This window comes from Haemophilus sp. THUN1691 (assembly GCF_059704425.1).
In genome coordinates, this window is the sequence record NZ_AP046578.1 from 1,079,153 (window position 1) to 1,098,128 (window position 18,976).

At 37.0% G+C, this 18,976-nt stretch carries 18 protein-coding genes; 12 read left to right on the forward strand and 6 right to left on the reverse strand.

Translation table 11 applies throughout. The features are described 5' to 3' along the window. Both AC6H0J_RS05255 and argR read right to left on the reverse strand, forming a co-directional pair. The gene (locus AC6H0J_RS05255; RefSeq protein ID WP_005626266.1) at nucleotides 1–891 is read right to left on the reverse strand and encodes a TIGR01777 family oxidoreductase; all 891 of its coding nucleotides are present in this window, start codon (nucleotides 889–891) and stop codon (nucleotides 1–3) included. After that, the gene (gene argR, locus AC6H0J_RS05260; protein WP_005626264.1) at nucleotides 891–1,346 is read right to left on the reverse strand and encodes a transcriptional regulator ArgR; all 456 of its coding nucleotides are present in this window, start codon (nucleotides 1,344–1,346) and stop codon (nucleotides 891–893) included. Before argR ends, AC6H0J_RS05255 begins: the two co-directional genes overlap by 1 nt. Nucleotides 1,347–1,552: 206 nt before the next feature. Here argR and mdh point away from each other — a divergent pair, with 206 nt between their 5' ends. Further along, nucleotides 1,553–2,488 carry a malate dehydrogenase gene (mdh, locus tag AC6H0J_RS05265; protein WP_005626262.1) on the forward strand — a complete coding sequence of 312 codons (936 nt, stop codon included), beginning with the start codon at nucleotides 1,553–1,555 and terminating at the stop codon, nucleotides 2,486–2,488. A gap of 86 nt (nucleotides 2,489–2,574) precedes the next feature. Here the strand turns inward: mdh and lysS are convergent, their stop codons facing one another. Both lysS and prfB read right to left on the reverse strand, forming a co-directional pair. After that, complete coding sequence (lysS, locus tag AC6H0J_RS05270; RefSeq protein ID WP_046952990.1) at nucleotides 2,575–4,083, reverse strand: lysine--tRNA ligase; 1,509 nt, start codon at nucleotides 4,081–4,083, stop codon at nucleotides 2,575–2,577. A 112-nt stretch (nucleotides 4,084–4,195) separates the two neighbouring features. Next, nucleotides 4,196–5,294 (reverse strand): peptide chain release factor 2 gene (prfB, locus tag AC6H0J_RS05275; RefSeq protein WP_114892325.1). Its coding sequence is split into 2 segments (ribosomal slippage): nucleotides 4,196–5,218 and nucleotides 5,220–5,294, totalling 1,098 coding nucleotides; the frame shifts between segments, so codons are not numbered across the junction. 132 nt (nucleotides 5,295–5,426) lie between these two features. Here prfB and dsbC point away from each other — a divergent pair. The 4 genes from dsbC (at nucleotide 5,427) to AC6H0J_RS05295 (ending at nucleotide 9,517) form a co-directional block, all read left to right on the forward strand. Next, nucleotides 5,427–6,116 (forward strand): bifunctional protein-disulfide isomerase/oxidoreductase DsbC, encoded by a 690-nt coding sequence (dsbC, locus tag AC6H0J_RS05280; RefSeq protein WP_114892324.1) that lies wholly within the window; start codon nucleotides 5,427–5,429, stop codon nucleotides 6,114–6,116. A 287-nt stretch (nucleotides 6,117–6,403) separates the two neighbouring features. Next, the gene (recJ, locus tag AC6H0J_RS05285) at nucleotides 6,404–8,131 is read left to right on the forward strand and encodes a single-stranded-DNA-specific exonuclease RecJ (RefSeq protein WP_046952993.1); all 1,728 of its coding nucleotides are present in this window, start codon (nucleotides 6,404–6,406) and stop codon (nucleotides 8,129–8,131) included. Continuing rightward, nucleotides 8,124–8,828 (forward strand): thiol:disulfide interchange protein DsbA/DsbL, encoded by a 705-nt coding sequence (locus AC6H0J_RS05290; RefSeq protein WP_497513003.1) that lies wholly within the window; start codon nucleotides 8,124–8,126, stop codon nucleotides 8,826–8,828. Before recJ ends, AC6H0J_RS05290 begins: the two co-directional genes overlap by 8 nt. Beyond that, nucleotides 8,828–9,517: a 5'-methylthioadenosine/adenosylhomocysteine nucleosidase gene (locus AC6H0J_RS05295; RefSeq protein ID WP_497513005.1), complete on the forward strand. Its 690-nt coding sequence runs from the start codon at nucleotides 8,828–8,830 to the stop codon at nucleotides 9,515–9,517. Before AC6H0J_RS05290 ends, AC6H0J_RS05295 begins: the two co-directional genes overlap by 1 nt. Nucleotides 9,518–9,614: 97 nt before the next feature. On the opposite strand, the gene AC6H0J_RS05300 is transcribed toward AC6H0J_RS05295, so the two are convergent. Then, complete coding sequence (locus AC6H0J_RS05300) at nucleotides 9,615–12,482, reverse strand: TonB-dependent receptor domain-containing protein (protein WP_497513007.1); 2,868 nt, start codon at nucleotides 12,480–12,482, stop codon at nucleotides 9,615–9,617. Between the two features lie 296 nt (nucleotides 12,483–12,778). Between AC6H0J_RS05300 and cmk the strand changes: the two genes are divergently transcribed. The 7 genes from cmk to yciH all read left to right on the forward strand — a co-directional run bounded on the left by cmk (nucleotide 12,779) and on the right by yciH (nucleotide 18,211). Then, the gene (gene cmk, locus AC6H0J_RS05305; protein WP_005629290.1) at nucleotides 12,779–13,456 is read left to right on the forward strand and encodes a (d)CMP kinase; all 678 of its coding nucleotides are present in this window, start codon (nucleotides 12,779–12,781) and stop codon (nucleotides 13,454–13,456) included. A gap of 96 nt (nucleotides 13,457–13,552) precedes the next feature. Further along, on the forward strand, nucleotides 13,553–15,202 hold the full coding sequence (rpsA, locus tag AC6H0J_RS05310) for a 30S ribosomal protein S1 (protein WP_005630739.1): 1,650 nt from the start codon (nucleotides 13,553–13,555) through the stop codon (nucleotides 15,200–15,202). 103 nt (nucleotides 15,203–15,305) lie between these two features. Beyond that, entirely contained in the window at nucleotides 15,306–15,605 is a 300-nt protein-coding gene (locus AC6H0J_RS05315; protein WP_474509137.1) for an integration host factor subunit beta, read from the forward strand. Nucleotides 15,606–15,685: 80 nt separating this feature from the next. Then, a complete protein-coding gene (locus AC6H0J_RS05320; RefSeq protein WP_053465343.1) occupies nucleotides 15,686–15,979 on the forward strand; it encodes a LapA family protein in 294 nt (97 codons plus the stop codon). Then, nucleotides 15,979–17,169 carry a lipopolysaccharide assembly protein LapB gene (lapB, locus tag AC6H0J_RS05325; RefSeq protein WP_118817037.1) on the forward strand — a complete coding sequence of 397 codons (1,191 nt, stop codon included), beginning with the start codon at nucleotides 15,979–15,981 and terminating at the stop codon, nucleotides 17,167–17,169. The genes AC6H0J_RS05320 and lapB overlap by 1 nt, the downstream gene beginning before the upstream one ends. Before the next feature lie 23 nt (nucleotides 17,170–17,192). Then, nucleotides 17,193–17,885: an orotidine-5'-phosphate decarboxylase gene (gene pyrF / locus AC6H0J_RS05330; RefSeq protein WP_046953030.1), complete on the forward strand. Its 693-nt coding sequence runs from the start codon at nucleotides 17,193–17,195 to the stop codon at nucleotides 17,883–17,885. Between the two features lie 5 nt (nucleotides 17,886–17,890). After that, nucleotides 17,891–18,211, forward strand: coding sequence for a stress response translation initiation inhibitor YciH (gene yciH / locus AC6H0J_RS05335; protein ID WP_046953031.1), 321 nt, complete (start codon nucleotides 17,891–17,893; stop codon nucleotides 18,209–18,211). Between the two features lie 28 nt (nucleotides 18,212–18,239). On the opposite strand, the gene hda is transcribed toward yciH, so the two are convergent. Beyond that, complete coding sequence (gene hda, locus AC6H0J_RS05340; RefSeq protein ID WP_118817036.1) at nucleotides 18,240–18,935, reverse strand: DnaA regulatory inactivator Hda; 696 nt, start codon at nucleotides 18,933–18,935, stop codon at nucleotides 18,240–18,242. Nucleotides 18,936–18,976: the final 41 nt, after the last annotated feature.

Genomic DNA, 18,976 nt, shown 5'->3' on the forward strand with positions numbered 1-18,976 from the left:
TTATTTGTTTTTTAGGATATCTTTTAGATAGTTTTCGCAATCAGAATATTGAAATTGGAATCCAGCGTTGAGTAATTTTTCAGGCACAACATTTTGGCTTTCTAGTAATAGATTCGCTCGTTCGCCAAGAATGAAATGTAATATCCATTTTGGAATGGTTGCAAAGGCAGGACGTTTTAATATTCGAGCCAAAGTGTGGTTAAATTTATACTGTTTTATGGGATTAGGGGCGGTGAAGTTAAATGAGCCTTGGCATTCTGAATGATCGAGTAAAAATAAAATGCCATTGACCATATCTTCCAAAGCAATCCAGGGAAAATATTGCTCTCCATTGCCCAGTTTGCCACCAAGTCCCCATTTATATAAAGGCAACATTTGAGCAAGGGCACCCTCTTTCTTAGAAAAGACCATGCCTGTTCGAATCAAACAAACTCTTGCATCAGCTTGTCTCGCAATATTTTCCCAATCTTGGCATAATTGTGCGCTGAAGGTTTTTGTTGTTTTGCTTGTTTCGGTAATTTTTTGTTCGTCTTGATCTCCGTAAATTCCAGTCGCTGAACCTGAAATAAAAATAGGGTATTGCTGATATTGGTTAATGAATTCAACCAGTTGAGTGGTGAGGCTTAAACGACTTTCTCGTAAAATAGATTTTTGCTTTGTCGTCCAAGCTTTATGAAAAATCGGCTCGCCAGCAAGATTGATGATCGCATCGAACTGTTCTTGTAAATCGAGTTCTGAAAGTGCGGTAATAAATTTGATATTTTTTTGCTTTGAGATAGTGTACGGCGTACTTGAGCGCGTTAAGATCGTCACTTGTTCATTGCGTAAGCAGAGTTGTTCGACAAGTGCTTTGCCAATAAGTCCCGTGCCTCCAGTTAATAAAATGTTCATTACAACGCGTTTTCAAATAAACGTTGAACATTTGTGAGTAAGTCAACAATTTTTGTACCACGGGTTGGTGTGATAAAAATTGTATCATCACCTGCGATAGTGCCTAAGATGCCTTCTGATTTTCCAATTGAATCGAGCAAGCGAGCGATGAGTTGTGCCGCACCTGGAGAAGTCTTAATGACAATTAACATATCATTGTAATCAACGTCTAATACAAGATTTTTTAATGGACTACTAGTATTAGGAACACTTAATTCACCTGGTAAGCAATAGACCATTTCCATTTTGGTATTACGGGTACGAACAGCGCCAAATTTGGTGAGCATTCTGGATATTTTTGATTGATTAATGCCTGTAAAGCCTTGTTTTTTTAAGGCATCGACAATCTCACTTTGAGAGCCAAAGCGTTCTTGATTGAGTAATTCTTTAAAAGCGCGAGTTAAATTGTCAGTCATTTTATTTTTCAATAGTCAAAAATTTGCATAAGAATTGCATAAAAATTCATTTTCATCAACTTGAATGTAAATAAAAGCTAAGAGAAGGAAAAAATTACCTCAGAAATGTGAACTAGATCATAGAATGATATTTCTCTGTTTGTAATTGTGAGATGAAAATTTTAAAATCAGCTCATCTTAAATTAACTAACACATAAGGAGTATTTATGAAAGTTGCAGTATTAGGCGCCGCAGGCGGTATTGGTCAAGCATTAGCGTTATTACTAAAACTTCAGTTGCCTGCTGGTTCAGATTTAGCATTATATGATATTGCCCCTGTGACCCCAGGTGTTGCAGTGGATGTGAGCCATATTCCAACTGCAGTGAATGTGAAAGGTTTTTCTGGTGAAGATCCAACACCAGCACTTGAAGGTGCAGATGTTGTATTAATTTCTGCTGGTGTTGCACGTAAACCTGGTATGGATCGTTCAGATTTATTCAATATTAATGCAGGCATTATTTGTGGTTTAATTGAAAAAGTCGCGGTCACTTGCCCGAAAGCTTGTGTTGGTATCATCACTAACCCAGTAAATACTACCGTTGCGATTGCGGCCGAAGTATTGAAAAAAGCAGGTGTTTACGACAAACGTAAATTATTTGGTGTGACAACTTTAGACGTGTTACGTTCTGAAACCTTTGTGGCTGAATTAAAAGGTTTAAATGTTTCTCGTACAAGCGTTCCTGTTATTGGTGGTCACTCAGGTGTGACTATTCTTCCATTACTTTCTCAAGTTCAATATGCTAAATGGAATGAAGATGAAATCGAACCATTAACAAAACGTATCCAAAATGCAGGTACAGAAGTGGTCAATGCAAAAGCGGGTGGTGGTTCTGCAACGCTTTCAATGGCGCAAGCTGCAGCACGTTTTGCTCGTTCTTTAGTGAAAGGATTGAGTGGCGAAACAGTTGTTGAATGTACTTATGTTGAAGGTGACGGCAAATATGCTCGTTTCTTCTCTCAACCAGTTCGTTTAGGCAAAGATGGTGTAGAAGAAATTTTACCAATTGGCCTATTGAGCAATTTTGAACAACAAGCCTTAGAAAATATGTTGCCGACTTTACGTGCTGATATTGAATTAGGTGAAAAATTTATTAATGGTTAATTATTAAAAAGTAAGGGGAGCATTAGCTCCCTTTTTCATGTTTCGATAAAAAAGCCACCAAATGGTGGCTTTTATTTGTGTCTTTATTATTTCTGACGCATTGCAGGGAATAAGATAACATCACGAATTGATGGTGCATTTGCATAAAGCATTGCTAGACGGTCGATACCTAAACCTTCACCTGCTGTTGGTGGTAAACCGTGTTCTAGCGCAACAACAAAGTCTTCATCTTTAAACATCGCTTCATCATCGCCAGCTTCTTTCGCAGCGACTTGTGCATCAAAACGTTCATTTTGATCTTCCGCGTCATTTAATTCTGAGAAACCATTACCGATTTCACGACCACCGATAAAGAGCTCAAAACGATCTGTTACATCAGGATTTTCATCATTACGACGTGCAAGTGGTGAAATTTCCGCAGGGTGAGCCATTAAGAATGTTGGTTGAATTAAGTGATGTTCAGCCACTTCTTCAAAGATTGCGTTCACAATGCTGCCTAAGCCCCAAGATTTTTGTACTTCAATACCTAAGCGTTCTGCCGTGGCTTTTGCACGATCAAAGTCATATAAATCTTCTTTTACGATACCTTTGTCTGCACCATATTTAATCGTTGCATCGTGTAACGTAATACGTTCGAATGGTTTACCAAAATCAAATTCGTATTCGCCGTATTTCACAATGGTAGTACCAAGAATATCAATCGCTAATTTACGAAGAAGTTCTTCAGTGTTATCCATTAAATCATGGTAATCCGCATAAGCTTGGTAGTATTCAAGCATGGTAAATTCTGGATTATGGCGAACAGAAACCCCTTCATTACGGAAGTTACGGTTTAATTCAAATACTCGTTCGAAGCCACCCACTACTAGGCGTTTTAAATAAAGTTCAGGTGCGATACGCAAATACATATCCACATCTAATGCATTGTGATGAGTTACGAAAGGACGCGCAGATGCGCCGCCTGGAATCACTTGTAACATTGGCGTTTCCACTTCCATAAAGCCTTTAGAAATGAAATATTCACGAATACCTGCGACAACTTTAGAACGAATAATAAAAGTGCGGCGAGATTCTTCGTTAGAAATTAAATCTAAATAACGTTGGCGATAGCGAACTTCTTGGTCGGTTAAGCCATGGAATTTGTCTGGTAATGGGCGAAGTGCTTTAGTTAAAAGTTGAACTTCTGTGGTTTTCACTGTGAGTTCATCTGTTTTTGTTTTAAATAAAGTGCCTTTAACGCCAACGATGTCACCTAAATCCCAAGTGCCAACGTCATCTTTATAAACGCCTTCAGGCAAATTATCTCGTGCAACATAAAGCTGGATTTTACCGCTCATATCTTGAATGGTGATAAACGTCGCTTTACCCATTGCGCGGCGAGTCATAATACGGCCAGCAACTTGTACTTCAACGCTTTTCTCTTTTAAGATTTCACCGTCTTCTGCATCATATTGATTGTGTAAATCTTGTGCGAGCGCATCACGACGAAATTTGTTTGGAAATGCATTACCTTTTGCACGTAGTGCGGCTAATTTTTCACGACGAACGAGCATTTCGCCATTGAGATCTAATTCTTTAACTTCTTGTTCTGACATGTTGTTTACCTTTAATTTTAACTTTAAAAATACCTTCAAAAATAACCGCGCTTTTGGGTTATTTCTTATGATGGGATAAGTAACGCGTCTTTACTTATCCTACAAATTATGCTTAAAGCCCAGCTTTTAAACTCGCTTCAATAAATCGATCTAAATCACCGTCTAATACGGCTTGCGTATTACGGTTTTCCACGCCAGTACGCAAATCTTTAATGCGTGAATCGTCTAATACATAAGAGCGAATTTGGCTTCCCCAACCAATGTCGGATTTATTATCTTCCATTGCTTGCTTATCTGCATTTTTCTTCTGTAATTCAAGCTCATACAATTTCGCTTTTAATTGTTTCATCGCTTGATCTTTGTTCTTGTGCTGTGAACGGTCGTTTTGACATTGCACCACAATACCACTTGGCATATGGGTAATTCGCACCGCACTTTCAGTTTTGTTTACGTGCTGACCACCGGCCCCTGATGCACGATAAACATCAATACGTAAATCAGCAGGATTGATTTCAATATCAATATCGTCATCAATTTCAGGGTAGACAAATGCCGCGCTGAATGATGTGTGACGACGGTTATTGGAATCAAATGGACTTTTGCGCACCAAACGATGAATACCGGTTTCTGTTCGTAACCAACCAAAAGCATATTCACCGCTCACTTTAATCGTTGCCGATTTCAATCCAGCTACATCACCGTCAGAGACTTCCATCAGTTCAGTTTTAAAACCTTTGCTTTCAGCCCAACGGAGATACATACGGAGCAACATTTCTGTCCAATCTTGAGCTTCCGTACCGCCAGAACCAGCTTGTAAGTCCACATAGCAATCGCAAGCATCATGTTCGCCACTAAACATTCGACGGAACTCTAATTTTTCGAGTTGTTGTTCGAGTTCATCTAATTCAGCTACCGCTTCATTGAAGGTGTCTTCATCTTCTGCTTCGATGGCAAGTTCTAATAGCCCATCAACATCTTCTAAGCCTTGTTCTAAATTTTTGATGGTATTTACAACTTGTTCTAAAGAAACGCGTTCTTTACCAAGCGCTTGGGCTTTATCCGGATCATTCCAAACATCTGGCTGTTCTAATTCGGCATTGACTTCTTCTAAACGTTCAACTTTGGCATCGAAGTCAAAGATACCCCCGAAGCACCGAAGTGCGGTCGGTTAAGTCGGTGATTTTATTTTTTACAGGATTGATTTCAAACATAATAAATTCACTGTGTGATAAAGTGTGAAATTATATGCTATTTTCTGATTTTTGGATAGTTTGACCTTGCAGAAATTAGCAATCTCTCTATAATTTCAGACTTTCTTACTCAGGTAAATTTAGGAACAAAAAATGAAGAAAATTTTTACCGCACTTTTGTGCGTGGTTGCGACTAATGCAATGGCAAACGATGCTACAATTAAAAGCAAATTACAGTCTCTTGGTGCATCAAATATTGATGTGAAATCTTCACCAATTTCAGGTATCAAAACTGCCGTAACAGATCAAGGCGTACTTTATGTGACGGAAGATGGAAAATATGCTTTCCAAGGTAAACTTTACGAACTTACAAATAATGGTCCTGTTGATGTTGCTGGTAAAATTTTAGTGGATAAACTTAATTCTTATAAAAACGAGATGATTGTTTATCCCGCTAAAAATGAAAAGCATGTTGTGACGGTATTTATGGATATTACTTGCCATTATTGCCATTTATTACATCAGCAATTAAAAGAATATAATGATCTTGGCATTACTGTACGTTATTTAGCTTTCCCTCGTGCGGGCATGAATAACCAAACTGCAAAACAAATGGAAGCAATTTGGACGGCTAAAGATCCTGTTTTTGCTTTAAATGAAGCTGAAAAAGGCAATTTACCGAAAGAAGTTAAAATCCCAAATGTTGTGAAAAAACATTATGAATTAGGCGCGCAATTTGGCGTAAATGGCACACCAAGTATTGTTACCTCAACTGGTGAGCTTATTGGCGGTTATTTAAAACCAGCTGATTTATTGAGCGCACTTGAAGAAACAGCGAAATGATTTTATAATGAAAAGCAAGGGGCAGATGCCTACCCCTTGTATTTAGTCGGTTATGCTTAATATGCTGGGGAGCTTAAAAGCATTAACAATACGAAGACTATGATATAAATACATAATTTAGGCATTATTAAAATCCTTAGCTGACACAATAGTTAGACTAATGGTCAGTAGGGCTTTTAACCCCTGTCAGCATTCAGGGTTAAAAGCCCTGACCGACAGGAAAAAGTATAGATAAAAGAGCTGTTGATTTCAACAGCTTTTTGCTTTTAGATATGAATTAATATCCAGTGAAAAAACTTATCAAACGCCGTGAAATTCCAATTGGAAATTCTGTTTCAAACCATCCGTTATTAGATCGCCTTTATCGCGCACGCCATATTCAAAACACCGAAGAATTAGACCGCACTTTAAAATCAATGCTGAATCCAAATCAGCTATATGGTATTGAACAAGCGGTAAATTTATTAGTAGAAGCTTACCAACAACAGCAAAAAATAGTGATTGTTGGGGATTTTGATGCTGATGGTGCAACTAGTACAGCATTGAGTGTGCTTGCTTTAAGACAACTTGGTTTTTCTGATGTAGATTACCTTGTACCAAATCGATTTGAACAGGGTTATGGTTTGAGTATTCCTGTGGCTGAAATGGCGATTGAAAAGGGTGTACAGATGTTAATGACGGTGGATAACGGCGTTTCATCTTTTGAAGGCGTTGCATTTTTAAAAGAAAAAGGTATTCGAGTTTTAGTCACGGATCATCATTTACCTTCCGAAACTTTGCCGCCAGCTGATGCTATTGTTAATCCTAATTTAAGTCAGTGTGGTTTTCCTTCAAAATCCTTAGCGGGCGTTGGTGTTGCGTTTTATTTGATGTTAGCCGTACGAGCAAAATTTCGTGAGCTCGGTATTTTTACTGCAGAAACACAACCTAATTTTACTGACTTGCTCGATTTAGTGGCATTAGGTACTGTCGCAGATGTGGTGCCTTTAGATCAAAATAATCGTATCCTTGCTTATCAAGGTTTAATGCGGATTCGTGCACGGCGTTGCCGTCCCGGTATTGTTGCATTAGCAGAAGTGGCTAACCGTAATATTGAACAGTTTACTTCAAGTGATCTCGGTTTTTGTATCGGACCTCGTTTAAATGCAGCGGGGCGCTTAGACAATATGTCGATTGGGGTAGAGCTTTTACTGGTGGACGATATGCTAAAAGCCAGAGAATTAGCGTTAGATCTTGATCAACTCAACCAAACGCGTAAAGAAATTGAAGCAGGCATGAAGCTTGAGGCGCTAGAAATTTGCCAAAATCTCACCGCACTTTTTAAAGAGTTACCTTCGGGGATTACACTTTATCAACCAGATTGGCATCAAGGTGTGTTGGGCATTGTGTCATCTCGGATTAAAGAGCAATATCATCGCCCTGTGGTTGCCTTCGCGAAAGATAGTGAGGGAATTTTGAAAGGTTCTGCGCGTTCTATCGAAGGTTTGCATATGCGTGATGTTTTAGAACGTATTCATTCGCAACATCCTAATATGATTTTAAAATTTGGTGGCCATGCGATGGCTGCGGGATTAAGCCTCCGAGAAGAACACTTTGATGATTTCCAACATGTTTTTAATCAAACCGTTGCCGATTGGCTTGATGAAGAACATTTACAAGGTGTAATCTGGACCGATGGTGAATTAAATTCAAATGAATTTAATCTTGAAACGGCGGAACTGATAAAATCAGTAGGCCCTTGGGGACAAGCTTTCCCAGAGCCTTGTTTTGATGGCGAATTTAAAATTTTAGATCAGCGTGCAATTGGACAAAATCAAAACCATCTCAAAATGTTAGTAGAGCCAAAACAAGGTGGACCTTTATTAGATGCAGTTGCGTTTAATATTGATACAAGATTGTATCCCGATCTTTCAATTAAACAGGCGAGATTTGCATATAAATTGGATGTTAATGAGTTTCGTGGTAACCGAAATGTACAGCTTTTAGTGGAATATATTGAAGCGATTGATGAGTAATGTTTTGAAATTTTATGGATTATTCGTATTAGGCTTATTTGGGTTTACATCATCGGTTCTAGCTGAAGTAAATCAAAAAGAATTTTCTACTCAAAATTCACCGCACTTACCATCTTCTGATGTCATGCATTTTGAAGATGGCCGAGATTATTTTTCTTATCAAGAGCCTATTGAACAAGCGCCTAGAGCGGATAAAAAAATACGTATTCAATTCTTTTTTGATTACGATTGCCGCGTATGTTCGTCAGCGCAAGATATTTTGGAGCTTTATAGTCAAATGCGTACAAATAAAGTTGCGTTGGAACAATATCCTATTGCAACTGCGGATAGTCAGTTTAGCGCACGCATTTTTTATACCTTACAAGCGCTAAGTGCGGGTGAATTATCTAATGTTTTATTATTTGAAACTTCAGAAAAATCCCGTTATGCAGAGTTGTCTGCTACAAATAAAATTCAACAATGGGCGGAAGAACAAGGGCTAGATAAGCAGTTATTTATTCAAACTGAAAATTCAGAAAGAGTAAAAGAACAAATTCAAGATGCGATTGAATTGACGGAAGAATATGGTGTTTTTACCTATCCTTACGTTGTCATTGGTGGAAAATATGTACTCACGGCGAGTACGCTTTATAACGATGATTATAGCGTGGCTGTGCTGGATTTTTTGGTAAATAAAATAGAACAGGAACAAAAGTGATGAAAATCGGAATTGTTGGCGCAATGGCGCAAGAAGTCGAAATTTTAAAAAATTTAATGGCAGAGAGAACTGAAACTCGAGTAGCAAGTGCGGTCATTTTTGAAGGAAAAATTAATGGTAAAGATGTTGCATTATTGCAATCAGGTATTGGAAAAGTGGCAGCTGCCATTGGTACGACTGCATTGTTGCAATTAGCCAAGCCAGATTTTGTGATCAATACTGGTTCTGCGGGTGGGGTAGCAAAAGGCTTGAAAGTGGGAGATATTGTAATTTCTGATGAAACACGCTATCACGATGCGGATGTGACAGCTTTTGGCTATGAAAAAGGGCAGTTGCCCGCTAATCCCACAGCATTTTTATCAGACAAAAAATTGGCTGACCTCGCTCAAGAAATTGCAGAAAAACAAGGACAATCTGTAAAACGTGGTTTAATTTGCTCTGGCGATAGTTTCATTAATAGTGAAGACAAAATTGCACAAATAAAAGCTGACTTCCCGAATGTAATGGGGGTTGAAATGGAGGCTACAGCGATTGCTCAAGTTTGTTATGCTTTTAATGTGCCTTTTGTGGTGGTTCGAGCTATTTCGGATGGAGGAGATGGTGAAGCAAGTATGTCTTTTGAAGAGTTCTTACCGTTGGCTGCAAAACAGTCTTCGTCATTAGTATTAGGGATGATTGATAGACTGTAGTAATAATCTTTTAATAAGATAATAAATTCTAAAATTGAATTATAAACATTATTCAAAAAGGCATAGCTTATTAGCTATGCCTTTTTATATGAGCCAATTAGAATTTATAGTTCAAACTCAGAATATAAGTTCTTCCTCGTGCAAAGTTATAAAGTACAGATTTATCTTTTCCTCCATCTTCACAAGTATTATTTTTACTACAAATTGAATCATTTAAGCTTGAATAATAGCGCTGTGAAGCAGCATCATTGCCTGAGTCTAAAGGATCAACATAACGTTTATCTAGTAGGTTTTGTACTTCAGCTTTGATAATTAAATCTTTAACCGGTTCATAACTTACATGCAAATCTAAAATAATCGGTTGTTTATTAATTTCCTCTGTTTTCTTGATTGCATAATAAGTTCGTTCATGGCTCGTATTTAATTCAAATTGAGAACCGTTAATATAATCTTCTTGAATGGTTGCTCGTTTACTTTTTCCATAGTAACGTGCTGCGATACCAAGAGTTAATTTTTGATCAAACCAGCGAGATCCAAGTTCTAATCTTCCATAATCTTTAGGTAACATTGATATACGGGATAGACCATAACCTTGTTTCAGAATATCATCTTTTGATGCGTTGTTAGGACGTGGGCTTGCATCCGCATAATTGGTTGGTTGATTTGTTCGTTGGTATGCATAAGATAGATTTGCAAAGAAACGTCCCATGTCATAGTTAATTTCTAACTCGACGCCGCTCTTTTTCACAATAGGCTTATAATTTTGATGAGCAATGGTGAATCTAAATCCATTATTAGCTGCCCAGTCAGGAACAACGCCATCTCTCCACCATACACCATATACATTATGAATATAATTTTTGATAAAGCTGCGATAGCCCACTAGTTTTAAACCTAATATATCTTCTTTAGTGAAAATGCCTTTTTTATAGGTATTAAATCCAAGTTGATAAGTTTCAGCTCGCTCAGGTTTTAATGCCGTATTTACCCCAACGTCAGATGCTTGAGAGAAGAACATTTCTTGAATATTTGGCATTCTATGTGTGCGCGAATAGGTGAAAAACGGCATAAAATAATCATTGATATCTGCGCTAAGTGTTGCTGAGTGATTTATTGCTGTTTTATGTCCTGATTTATGCAAAATCGGTTCATTAATTTGTGTTGGTGTATTTTCGTAACCTACATACTCACCGTTAAATGCATAATGCGTAAAATTGACACTATAGTCTAAATGGTAAATTCCTTTAGAAAGTGCGGTATCAAAATAAACAGTTTTAAATTTTTGTTTACCGGAAGGTTGTAAGATCACTGAACGTTGTGGTAATCCGCTTTTGCTTCCTTGGAAGCGACCTAAATAGCTATAGTTTCCTTGGGAGTGTGATTCATTGTTATAAAACAAACTTAATTCTTCAGGAAAACGGTTTTTACTATACTCATTAATAAAGTAATTAAAGCCTAATGTGGTTTTTAAATCAATTTCTTTTGGCAATAAAAAAGTATAGCTATTGTTAATATCAATAATATTTGCCACATTCTTTGTAATTAATTTATCTTCTACTTGCCAACCAGAAAAGAATGCACCTTTAGGATAAATAGTTTTACCTAAGTTATGTGCTACCATTAGATTTAGATCAAGATAGCGATTATTATTAAAATTATAATTTAATTGATAATTACGATTTTCGATTTTTCGAGAACCAATTTTATTATCAAGGGTACGTATTTGTGCACCTAAGGTATGGTTGTCATCGCCATATTCAAATTTTAATAAATGGCTACGAGAACGAGATTGCAAACTACCTGGCTCAATAGGGGCAACACTATATTGATCTTTATTGCGCTCAAATGAGTCATTTGTAGAATTTACTTCATCCTGTAATTCAGGTATTTCTTGAGGCTGAGTGCCATTTGCTAATTCTTTTAAAATTTTCTTTCTTGTTTCATTTTTATAGTTATCAAGTTGATAGCGAGATGTATTGTAACGTGGCTCATCTGGCGTGTCCTCTTCACTAATATAATCGTAATTTTCTTCTTGTCGTTCAATTCGAGTAATACAGCCTGGTGTTCTTGTTTCTATAGTTCCAGTGAGTTCATCGGTTGTCGTAATTGGGTCTGTATTTCCATTAAATGTTGGATTAGGTGCGTTACAAGACCAATGATTTTTGTTTAAATCAGGTGTCCACTGTCCAGCTGAATTTAAAACATAACCTGCATTGTGGAAATAGGCTTCTTTTTCTTTAGCAAGAATATCTTGTCCAAGCGAAGACAATCGTTCTCCTCCACCAATAAGATAATCTTGTGAAACTTCACGTTGACTGTAACCATATACCACACCAACATAACCACCATTATCCAGCCATTTTCTGCCTGCAGCCATTGTCATAAAATTCGATTTAGTTGCATTGCTCCCTGTCATTCCTTTTACGATGAGTCCAAATGGTTTGTCATCAGTAATAACATCATTAACACCTAGCGTTCTAAAATTGGCACTACCAGATAAGGTATTTACGCCATTAGAACCTGAAAAGTTGCTTTTATTGACATCGACACCAGCAATGAAGTTAGGATCAAGCGATGCACCGAATTGAGAATTACCACCAGATTGACCTGAGTCCATGGCTGTAGAGTAAAAAGTTTGTGTGACTCCATCGACCATAGTATTGACACGACCTAACCCATTTTCGCCACGAATATTAACAGAAACTACGCCAGAGCCTTTATCTTGTTGAGTAAATGCACCAGGGATACTTCGAATGACTTGATCGATAGTCTGAGTTTCTTTAAAAATATGCTCTCGGGTACTTTTCGCTTTTGCTTCCGTAAAAGGTTTTTTATCGTTAGCGACATTTTTTTCTACTACATCAATTTGATCTAATGTTTCTTCAGCTTTTGCATCAACGATAGAAACACTAAGGGTATTGATTAAGCAGAGTGTGATTAAATTTAATTTAATAACTTTCTTCATTACATATCCTTATTGTTTTTTTTGAAAAAGATTCGCATTATCTTATTATGTTTTGTCAAACTCAATGGTTTTTTATTAAAATTAATATAAAACCGCGAAAAAAATGAAAAAAATTAATTTTAAAAGATAGGGGATAAGTGGGTTAGCTCCTTAACTAAAAAAGCTTATAGGTGCGCGTTTGTTATTTTTTTACTCTTTGTTAATGGATCTTGAGTTAAGTTTGAAAGGTGGCAATAGCGAAATAGAGTGTTTATCTTTATAATACGTCAACTTTTGATAAGTAAAGGATAAGTTATATGGGAACGATTATTACTGTTGATGGCCCTAGTGGTGCTGGGAAAGGTACGCTTTGTTACGCTTTGGCAGAAAAGCTAGGTTATGCGTTGTTGGATAGTGGAGCAATTTATCGCGTTACAGCATTAGCTGCATTACAACGTAAAACTGATTTAACAAATGAATCGGTGCTAGCAGAGTTAGCTCGTCATTTAGATATTCAATTTATTCCTCAAAATGGCGAGGTGAATATTTTGCTTGCTGGCATGAATGTAAGCGATCTAATTCGCACTCAAGAAGTCGCTGATGCCGCATCTAAAGTAGCTGTGTTTCCAGAAGTGCGGTCAGCTTTACTACAACTTCAGCAAGATTTTGCGAAAAATGATGGATTAATTGCTGATGGTAGAGATATGGGGACTGTGGTATTCCCAAATGCTCAAGTGAAGTTATTTTTAGATGCGAGTGCTGAAGAGCGTGCAAAAAGACGCTATAAACAGTTGCAAAATAAAGGAATAAATGGTAACTTTGAGCAGATTTTAGCCGAGATAAAAGAGCGTGATTTTCGTGATAGAAATCGAGAGGTTGCGCCTCTAAAACCGGCTGATGATGCTTTATTATTGGATAGCACAACGTTGAGTATTGATGAAGTTATTGATCAGGCGTTAGCTTATATTCAAGAAAAGGTGTCAGTTTCTATTTAACTGTTTGTTCAAGGAAGAATAAGCATTTATCCTCAACCCCGCATTTTATGGATTTTAATGTGGATGTTATTAACTTAAATTAAGAAGATTATTTATATGTCAGAATCTTTTGCTCAACTTTTTGAAGAATCATTAAAAGGCCTTGAAACTCGTCAAGGTTCAATCGTTAGCGGTACTGTAGTAGCTATCCAAAAAGGCTTTGTGCTTGTTGATGCAGGTTTAAAATCTGAGTCTGCAATCCCAGTTGCTGAATTCTTAAATGCACAAGGCGAACTTGAAATCCAAGTTGGCGATACTGTAAATGTTGCATTAGATGCAGTTGAAGATGGTTTCGGTGAAACTAAACTTTCTCGTGAGAAAGCTGTTCGTCACGAATCTTGGATTGAATTAGAAAAAGCTTACGAAGAAAAAGCAACTGTTATCGGTTTAATCAACGGCAAAGTGAAAGGCGGCTTCACAGTTGAGTTAAACGGTGTTCGTGCATTCTTACCAGGTTCTTTAGTTGATACTCGTCCAGCGCGTGAAGCAGATCACTTACTTGGTAAAGAATTAGAATTCAAAGTAATCAAATTAGATCAAAAACGTAATAACGTTGTTGTTTCTCGTCGTGCAGTGATTGAATCTGAAAACAGCCAAGAACGTGAACAAGTATTAGAAAATCTTGTTGAAGGTTCAGAAGTTAAAGGTATCGTTAAAAACTTAACTGAGTACGGTGCATTCGTTGATCTTGGTGGTGTTGACGGTTTATTACATATCACCGATATGGCTTGGAAACGTGTTAAACATCCAAGCGAAATCGTGAATGTTGGCGATGAAGTTACTGTTAAAGTATTAAAATTTGATAAAGATCGTACTCGTGTATCTTTAGGCTTAAAACAATTAGGCCAAGACCCATGGGCTGCAATTGCTGAAAATCACCCTGTAAACAGCAAATTAACTGGTAAAGTAACTAACTTAACAGACTATGGTTGTTTCGTTGAGATCTTAGATGGCGTTGAAGGTTTAGTTCACGTTTCAGAAATGGATTGGACTAACAAAAATATCCACCCATCTAAAGTTGTTAGCTTAGGCGATACTGTAGAAGTAATGGTATTAGAAATTGATGAAGAACGTCGTCGTATTTCTTTAGGTTTAAAACAATGTAAAGCTAACCCATGGACTCAATTTGCTGAAACTCATAATAAAGGCGATAAAGTAACTGGTAAAATCAAGTCTATCACTGATTTCGGTATCTTCATCGGTCTTGAAGGTGGCATCGATGGTTTAGTTCACTTATCTGATATTTCTTGGAATGTATCAGGTGAAGAAGCAGTTCGTAACTACAAAAAAGGTGACGAAGTTTCTGCAGTAGTATTAGCTGTTGATGCAGTGAAAGAGCGTATCTCTTTAGGTATCAAACAACTTGAAGAAGATCCATTCAATAACTTCGTAGCAATCAATAAAAAAGGCGCTGTAGTATCTGCAACAGTAGTTGAAGCAGATGCAAAAGGTGCTAAAGTTGAATTAGCGGGCGGCGTTGAAGGTTATATCCGCGCAGCTGATTTAACAAATGAAGTTGCTGCAGGTGATGTAGTTGAAGCTAAATACACTGGTGTAGATCGTAAATCTCGTATCGTTCACTTATCAGTGAAAGCAAAAGATCAAGCTGAAGAAGCTGCTGCAGTTGCAAATGTGAATAACAAACAAGAAGAAGTAGCTATTCCAAACGCAATGGCTGAAGCATTTAAAGCAGCTAAAGGTGAATAATTAATTCACGTCATAAGGCTGGGCTCATGTCCAGCCTTATTTTTAGGGCTTATTGCTAATATATTGAAATAATGTATTAGCAATAAATCTTAATTTGAATAATATTAAGGGAGAGAAGACGATGACTAAGTCAGAACTTATAGAAAAATTATTAGCGAAACATCCGACTTTACCCGTAAAAGAAATCGAAAATATGGTAAAAGATATTTTGGAGTTTATTTCTCAATCTCTTGAAAATGGCGATCGTGTTGAGTTGAGAGGATTTGGAAGTTTTTCACTGCATTATCGTAATCCTCGTTTAGGGCGTAATCCAAAAACGGGTGATTCTGTTAAATTAGAAGCTAAATCTGTACCGCACTTTAAAGCAGGTAAAGAATTAAAAGAGCGTGTAGATATTTATTAATAAAATTAAAATGCACGAATATGCCTTTTAAACTACAACCTTTGCCATTATTTAGAAAAGCCATATTTTAAGGAAATGTTATGATTAAATATATTTTAGGGATTGTGATTTTTATCGCTATCGTGTTGGTTGCAATTACCGTTGGAGCAAATAACGATCAAGTTATTACATTTAATTATATTGTGGCGGAAAGCCAGCTCCAACTATCAAGTCTTGTTGCTATTTTATTTGGATTAGGTTTAATTCTTGGCTGGTTAATCACCGCTTTTTTCTATCTTAAGTTAAAACTTAAAAATATGGCATTGGCTCGTCAAGTTAAGCGTCAAACTTTACAAATCAACGAATTGACTACTGTGCGCGATAAGGTCGCCTGATGCTAGAATTACTCTTTCTACTATTGCCTATCGCTGCAGCCTATGGTTGGTACATGGGGCAGCGTAGTGCAAAGAAAGATCAAGATGACATTAGTAATAAACTCTCCCGAGATTATGTTACGGGAGTAAACTTCTTACTTTCCAATCAAACCGATAAAGCTGTAGATTTGTTTTTGGACATGCTCCAGAAGCAAGAAACCGAAAATGAAATCGAAAGCCACTCCCAATTTGAAGCTGAGCTTACACTTGGCAATCTATTCCGCTCTAGAGGCGAAGTTGATCGTGCATTACGTATTCACCAAGCTTTAGACCTTAGTCCTAATTATACATTTGAGCAAAAATTACTCGCAAAGCAACAGCTTGCTAGAGATTTTATGGTGGTTGGTTTTTTTGACCGCGCTGAGAATCTTTATATTTTACTAGTGGATGAACCTGAATTTGCAGAAAATGCTTTACAGCAACTTTTAGTAATTTATCAAAAAACTAAAGAATGGAAAAAAGCAGTTAATATTGCTGAAAAACTCGCTAAAATAAAACCACAAGAGAATAATATTGAACTTGCCCAGTGTTATTGTGAATATTCACAAAGTTTAGAGCCTGAAAGTGCGGTTGAAAAACGCGGTGTTTTACAAAAAGCTTTGTTGGTTTCTCCTACTTGTGTTCGCGCTTCTTTATTACTTGCAAATTTAGAAATGCTTGAAAGTCAATATCAACAAGCTGCAAAAATACTAGAACATGTTTTGGAGCAAAATCCAGATTATACGGGTGAAATTTTGTCACCTTTAAAACATTGTTATGAAGAATTAAATCAGTTAGATAGCTTTGAGTTATTCTTAATTCGTGCTGGCCAAATTACTAATAATGATGAAGTAGAGCTAGCTTTGGTTAAATTAATTGAAGAAAAAGATGGTAAGTCTGCTGCTCAGGCTAAGCTTTATCAGCAACTCACGAAAAAGCCAAGTACTTTAATTTTCCATCGTTTTATGCAGTATCAAATTGATGATGCAGAAGAAGGGCGGGGAAAAGAAAGCCTAATTTTATTACATAAAATGGTGGGTGAACGAATTAAGCAAACATCGGCCTATCGTTGTACAAATTGTGGTTATCAAATCCATAAGCTATTGTGGAATTGCCCATCTTGCCGTCAATGGGAAAGTATTAAACCAGTTTCAAGTCAAGAACATAATTAATTGATACTCAGCGAGGTAACATTATGACAAGCAAAATTATTGTGGCATTGGACTATGAGAAAGAAGCAGAGGCTCTTGCTTTAGTTGATCAAATTGATCCGAGTTTGTGTCGATTAAAAGTGGGTAAAGAAATGTTTACTACACTTGGTATTAATTTTGTAAAACAATTACATCAACGTAATTTCGATGTTTTCTTAGATCTTAAATATCATGATATTCCAAATACTGTAGCAAGAGCGGTCCGTTCTGCAGCTGATTTGGGTGTATGGATGGTAGATCTGCACGCAAGTGGTGGCCTACGAATGATGGAAGAAGCTAAGAGAATTCTTGAACCTTATGGAAAAGATGCGCCATTGCTTATTGCTGTGACGGTATTAACCAGTATGGAAGATTTAGATTTATTACAAATTGGGATTAATGCATCGCCAATGGAACAAGTTTTACGCTTAGCTCATTTAACTCAACGTGCAGGTTTGGATGGTGTGGTTTGCTCTCCGCAAGAGGTTGAAATTTTACGTAACGCTTGTGGAGAAGACTTTAAATTAGTGACTCCAGGGATTCGTCCAATTGGAGCTGATTTTGGTGATCAAAGACGTGTGATGACGCCTACTGCTGCGATTCGTGCTGGTTCTGATTATTTAGTGATAGGGCGTCCTATTACTAAAGCTGATAATCCAGCAGAGGTTCTTCGTTCTATTAATGCATCTATTGGGTAATTATAATGTCAGATTCTGTTTTAGTGTATTCAACAGATGTGGGGCGAATTAAAGGGGAAAAGGTTTCTGTAGTTCGCCCAAAAGGAGACGGTGTTGTACGTATCCAAAAACAAACGAGTGGTAGAAAAGGTGCAGGCGTATCGGTTATAACTGGTTTAGATTTATCTGATGAGGAATTGAAAAAATTAGCGGCTGAATTAAAAAAACGTTGTGGATGTGGTGGTTCAGTTAAAAATGGAATAATTGAGATTCAAGGTGAAAAGCGTGATTTGCTCAAGCAATTGTTAGAGCAAAAAGGGTTTACCGTTAAATTATCAGGTGGATGATTAAAAAGGCGCATTAGCGCCTTTTTTGTTAGAGATTCAAAATTTCTTTGACGAAAGGAATCGTAAGATTTCGTTGTGCTTGTAATGAGGCTTTATCTAGTAGATCAAGTGCTTCAAATAATGTATGCATGTCTCGAGCTAGTCGTGTAAGTAAAAAATTAGCCGTCTCATCGGGTAATTGAATTCCTCGTTGATAAGCATTATGCTGCAGTACACTAATTTTTTGCTCGTCAGTTAGGGAATTTAATTGATAAATTTCACCCCAAGTCAAGCGAGAGTTCAAATCAGGCAATTTTACAGAAAGTGCGGAAGGCGATTTATCTGAACTAATAAGCAAAAGCGTTTTTCCGCTCGCTTTAATTCGATTGAATAGATCAAAAATAGCTAATTCCCATTCATCATTGCCGATCACGGTTTGTATATCATCTAGACACACTAATTCTTGCAGTTCTAGATTTTCAAGAACTGCGGTAGAAAAATATTGAGATTTGCTGAGCGGTACATAAATAGCAGTACGTTGATTGATTAAATATTCGTTACTGAATGCTCTAAGCAGATGAGTTTTTCCAGAACCTTTATTTCCCCAAATATAGAAAAACTGTTGTTTTAATTCAGATGAATTTTTGCGTAAAGAATCGAGCAATAAAAGATTATTATCGCCGTAAAAGTTTTCTAATGTGGCATCATCAATTTGATGAATAGGTAAGGGAAGCTGCTTATTCAAATATTTATGTATTACAGATTATAAGTAAGAAAAAGGGCTAA

What these genes read in the sequence shown, in the direction of transcription:
- pyrF (WP_046953030.1), top strand. Translation starts at nt 17,193, where the DNA reads ATGACAAGCAAAATTATTGTGGCATTGGACTATGAGAAAGAAGCAGAG.
- cmk (WP_005629290.1), top strand. Translation starts at nt 12,779, where the DNA reads ATGGGAACGATTATTACTGTTGATGGCCCTAGTGGTGCTGGGAAAGGT.
- AC6H0J_RS05295 (WP_497513005.1), top strand. Translation starts at nt 8,828, where the DNA reads ATGAAAATCGGAATTGTTGGCGCAATGGCGCAAGAAGTCGAAATTTTA.
- mdh (WP_005626262.1), top strand. Translation starts at nt 1,553, where the DNA reads ATGAAAGTTGCAGTATTAGGCGCCGCAGGCGGTATTGGTCAAGCATTA.
- rpsA (WP_005630739.1), top strand. Translation starts at nt 13,553, where the DNA reads ATGTCAGAATCTTTTGCTCAACTTTTTGAAGAATCATTAAAAGGCCTT.
- AC6H0J_RS05320 (WP_053465343.1), top strand. Translation starts at nt 15,686, where the DNA reads ATGATTAAATATATTTTAGGGATTGTGATTTTTATCGCTATCGTGTTG.
- argR (WP_005626264.1), bottom strand. Translation starts at nt 1,346, where the DNA reads ATGACTGACAATTTAACTCGCGCTTTTAAAGAATTACTCAATCAAGAA.
- AC6H0J_RS05290 (WP_497513003.1), top strand. Translation starts at nt 8,124, where the DNA reads ATGAGTAATGTTTTGAAATTTTATGGATTATTCGTATTAGGCTTATTT.
- lapB (WP_118817037.1), top strand. Translation starts at nt 15,979, where the DNA reads ATGCTAGAATTACTCTTTCTACTATTGCCTATCGCTGCAGCCTATGGT.
- lysS (WP_046952990.1), bottom strand. Translation starts at nt 4,083, where the DNA reads ATGTCAGAACAAGAAGTTAAAGAATTAGATCTCAATGGCGAAATGCTC.
- dsbC (WP_114892324.1), top strand. Translation starts at nt 5,427, where the DNA reads ATGAAGAAAATTTTTACCGCACTTTTGTGCGTGGTTGCGACTAATGCA.
- AC6H0J_RS05300 (WP_497513007.1), bottom strand. Translation starts at nt 12,482, where the DNA reads ATGAAGAAAGTTATTAAATTAAATTTAATCACACTCTGCTTAATCAAT.
- AC6H0J_RS05255 (WP_005626266.1), bottom strand. Translation starts at nt 891, where the DNA reads ATGAACATTTTATTAACTGGAGGCACGGGACTTATTGGCAAAGCACTT.
- yciH (WP_046953031.1), top strand. Translation starts at nt 17,891, where the DNA reads ATGTCAGATTCTGTTTTAGTGTATTCAACAGATGTGGGGCGAATTAAA.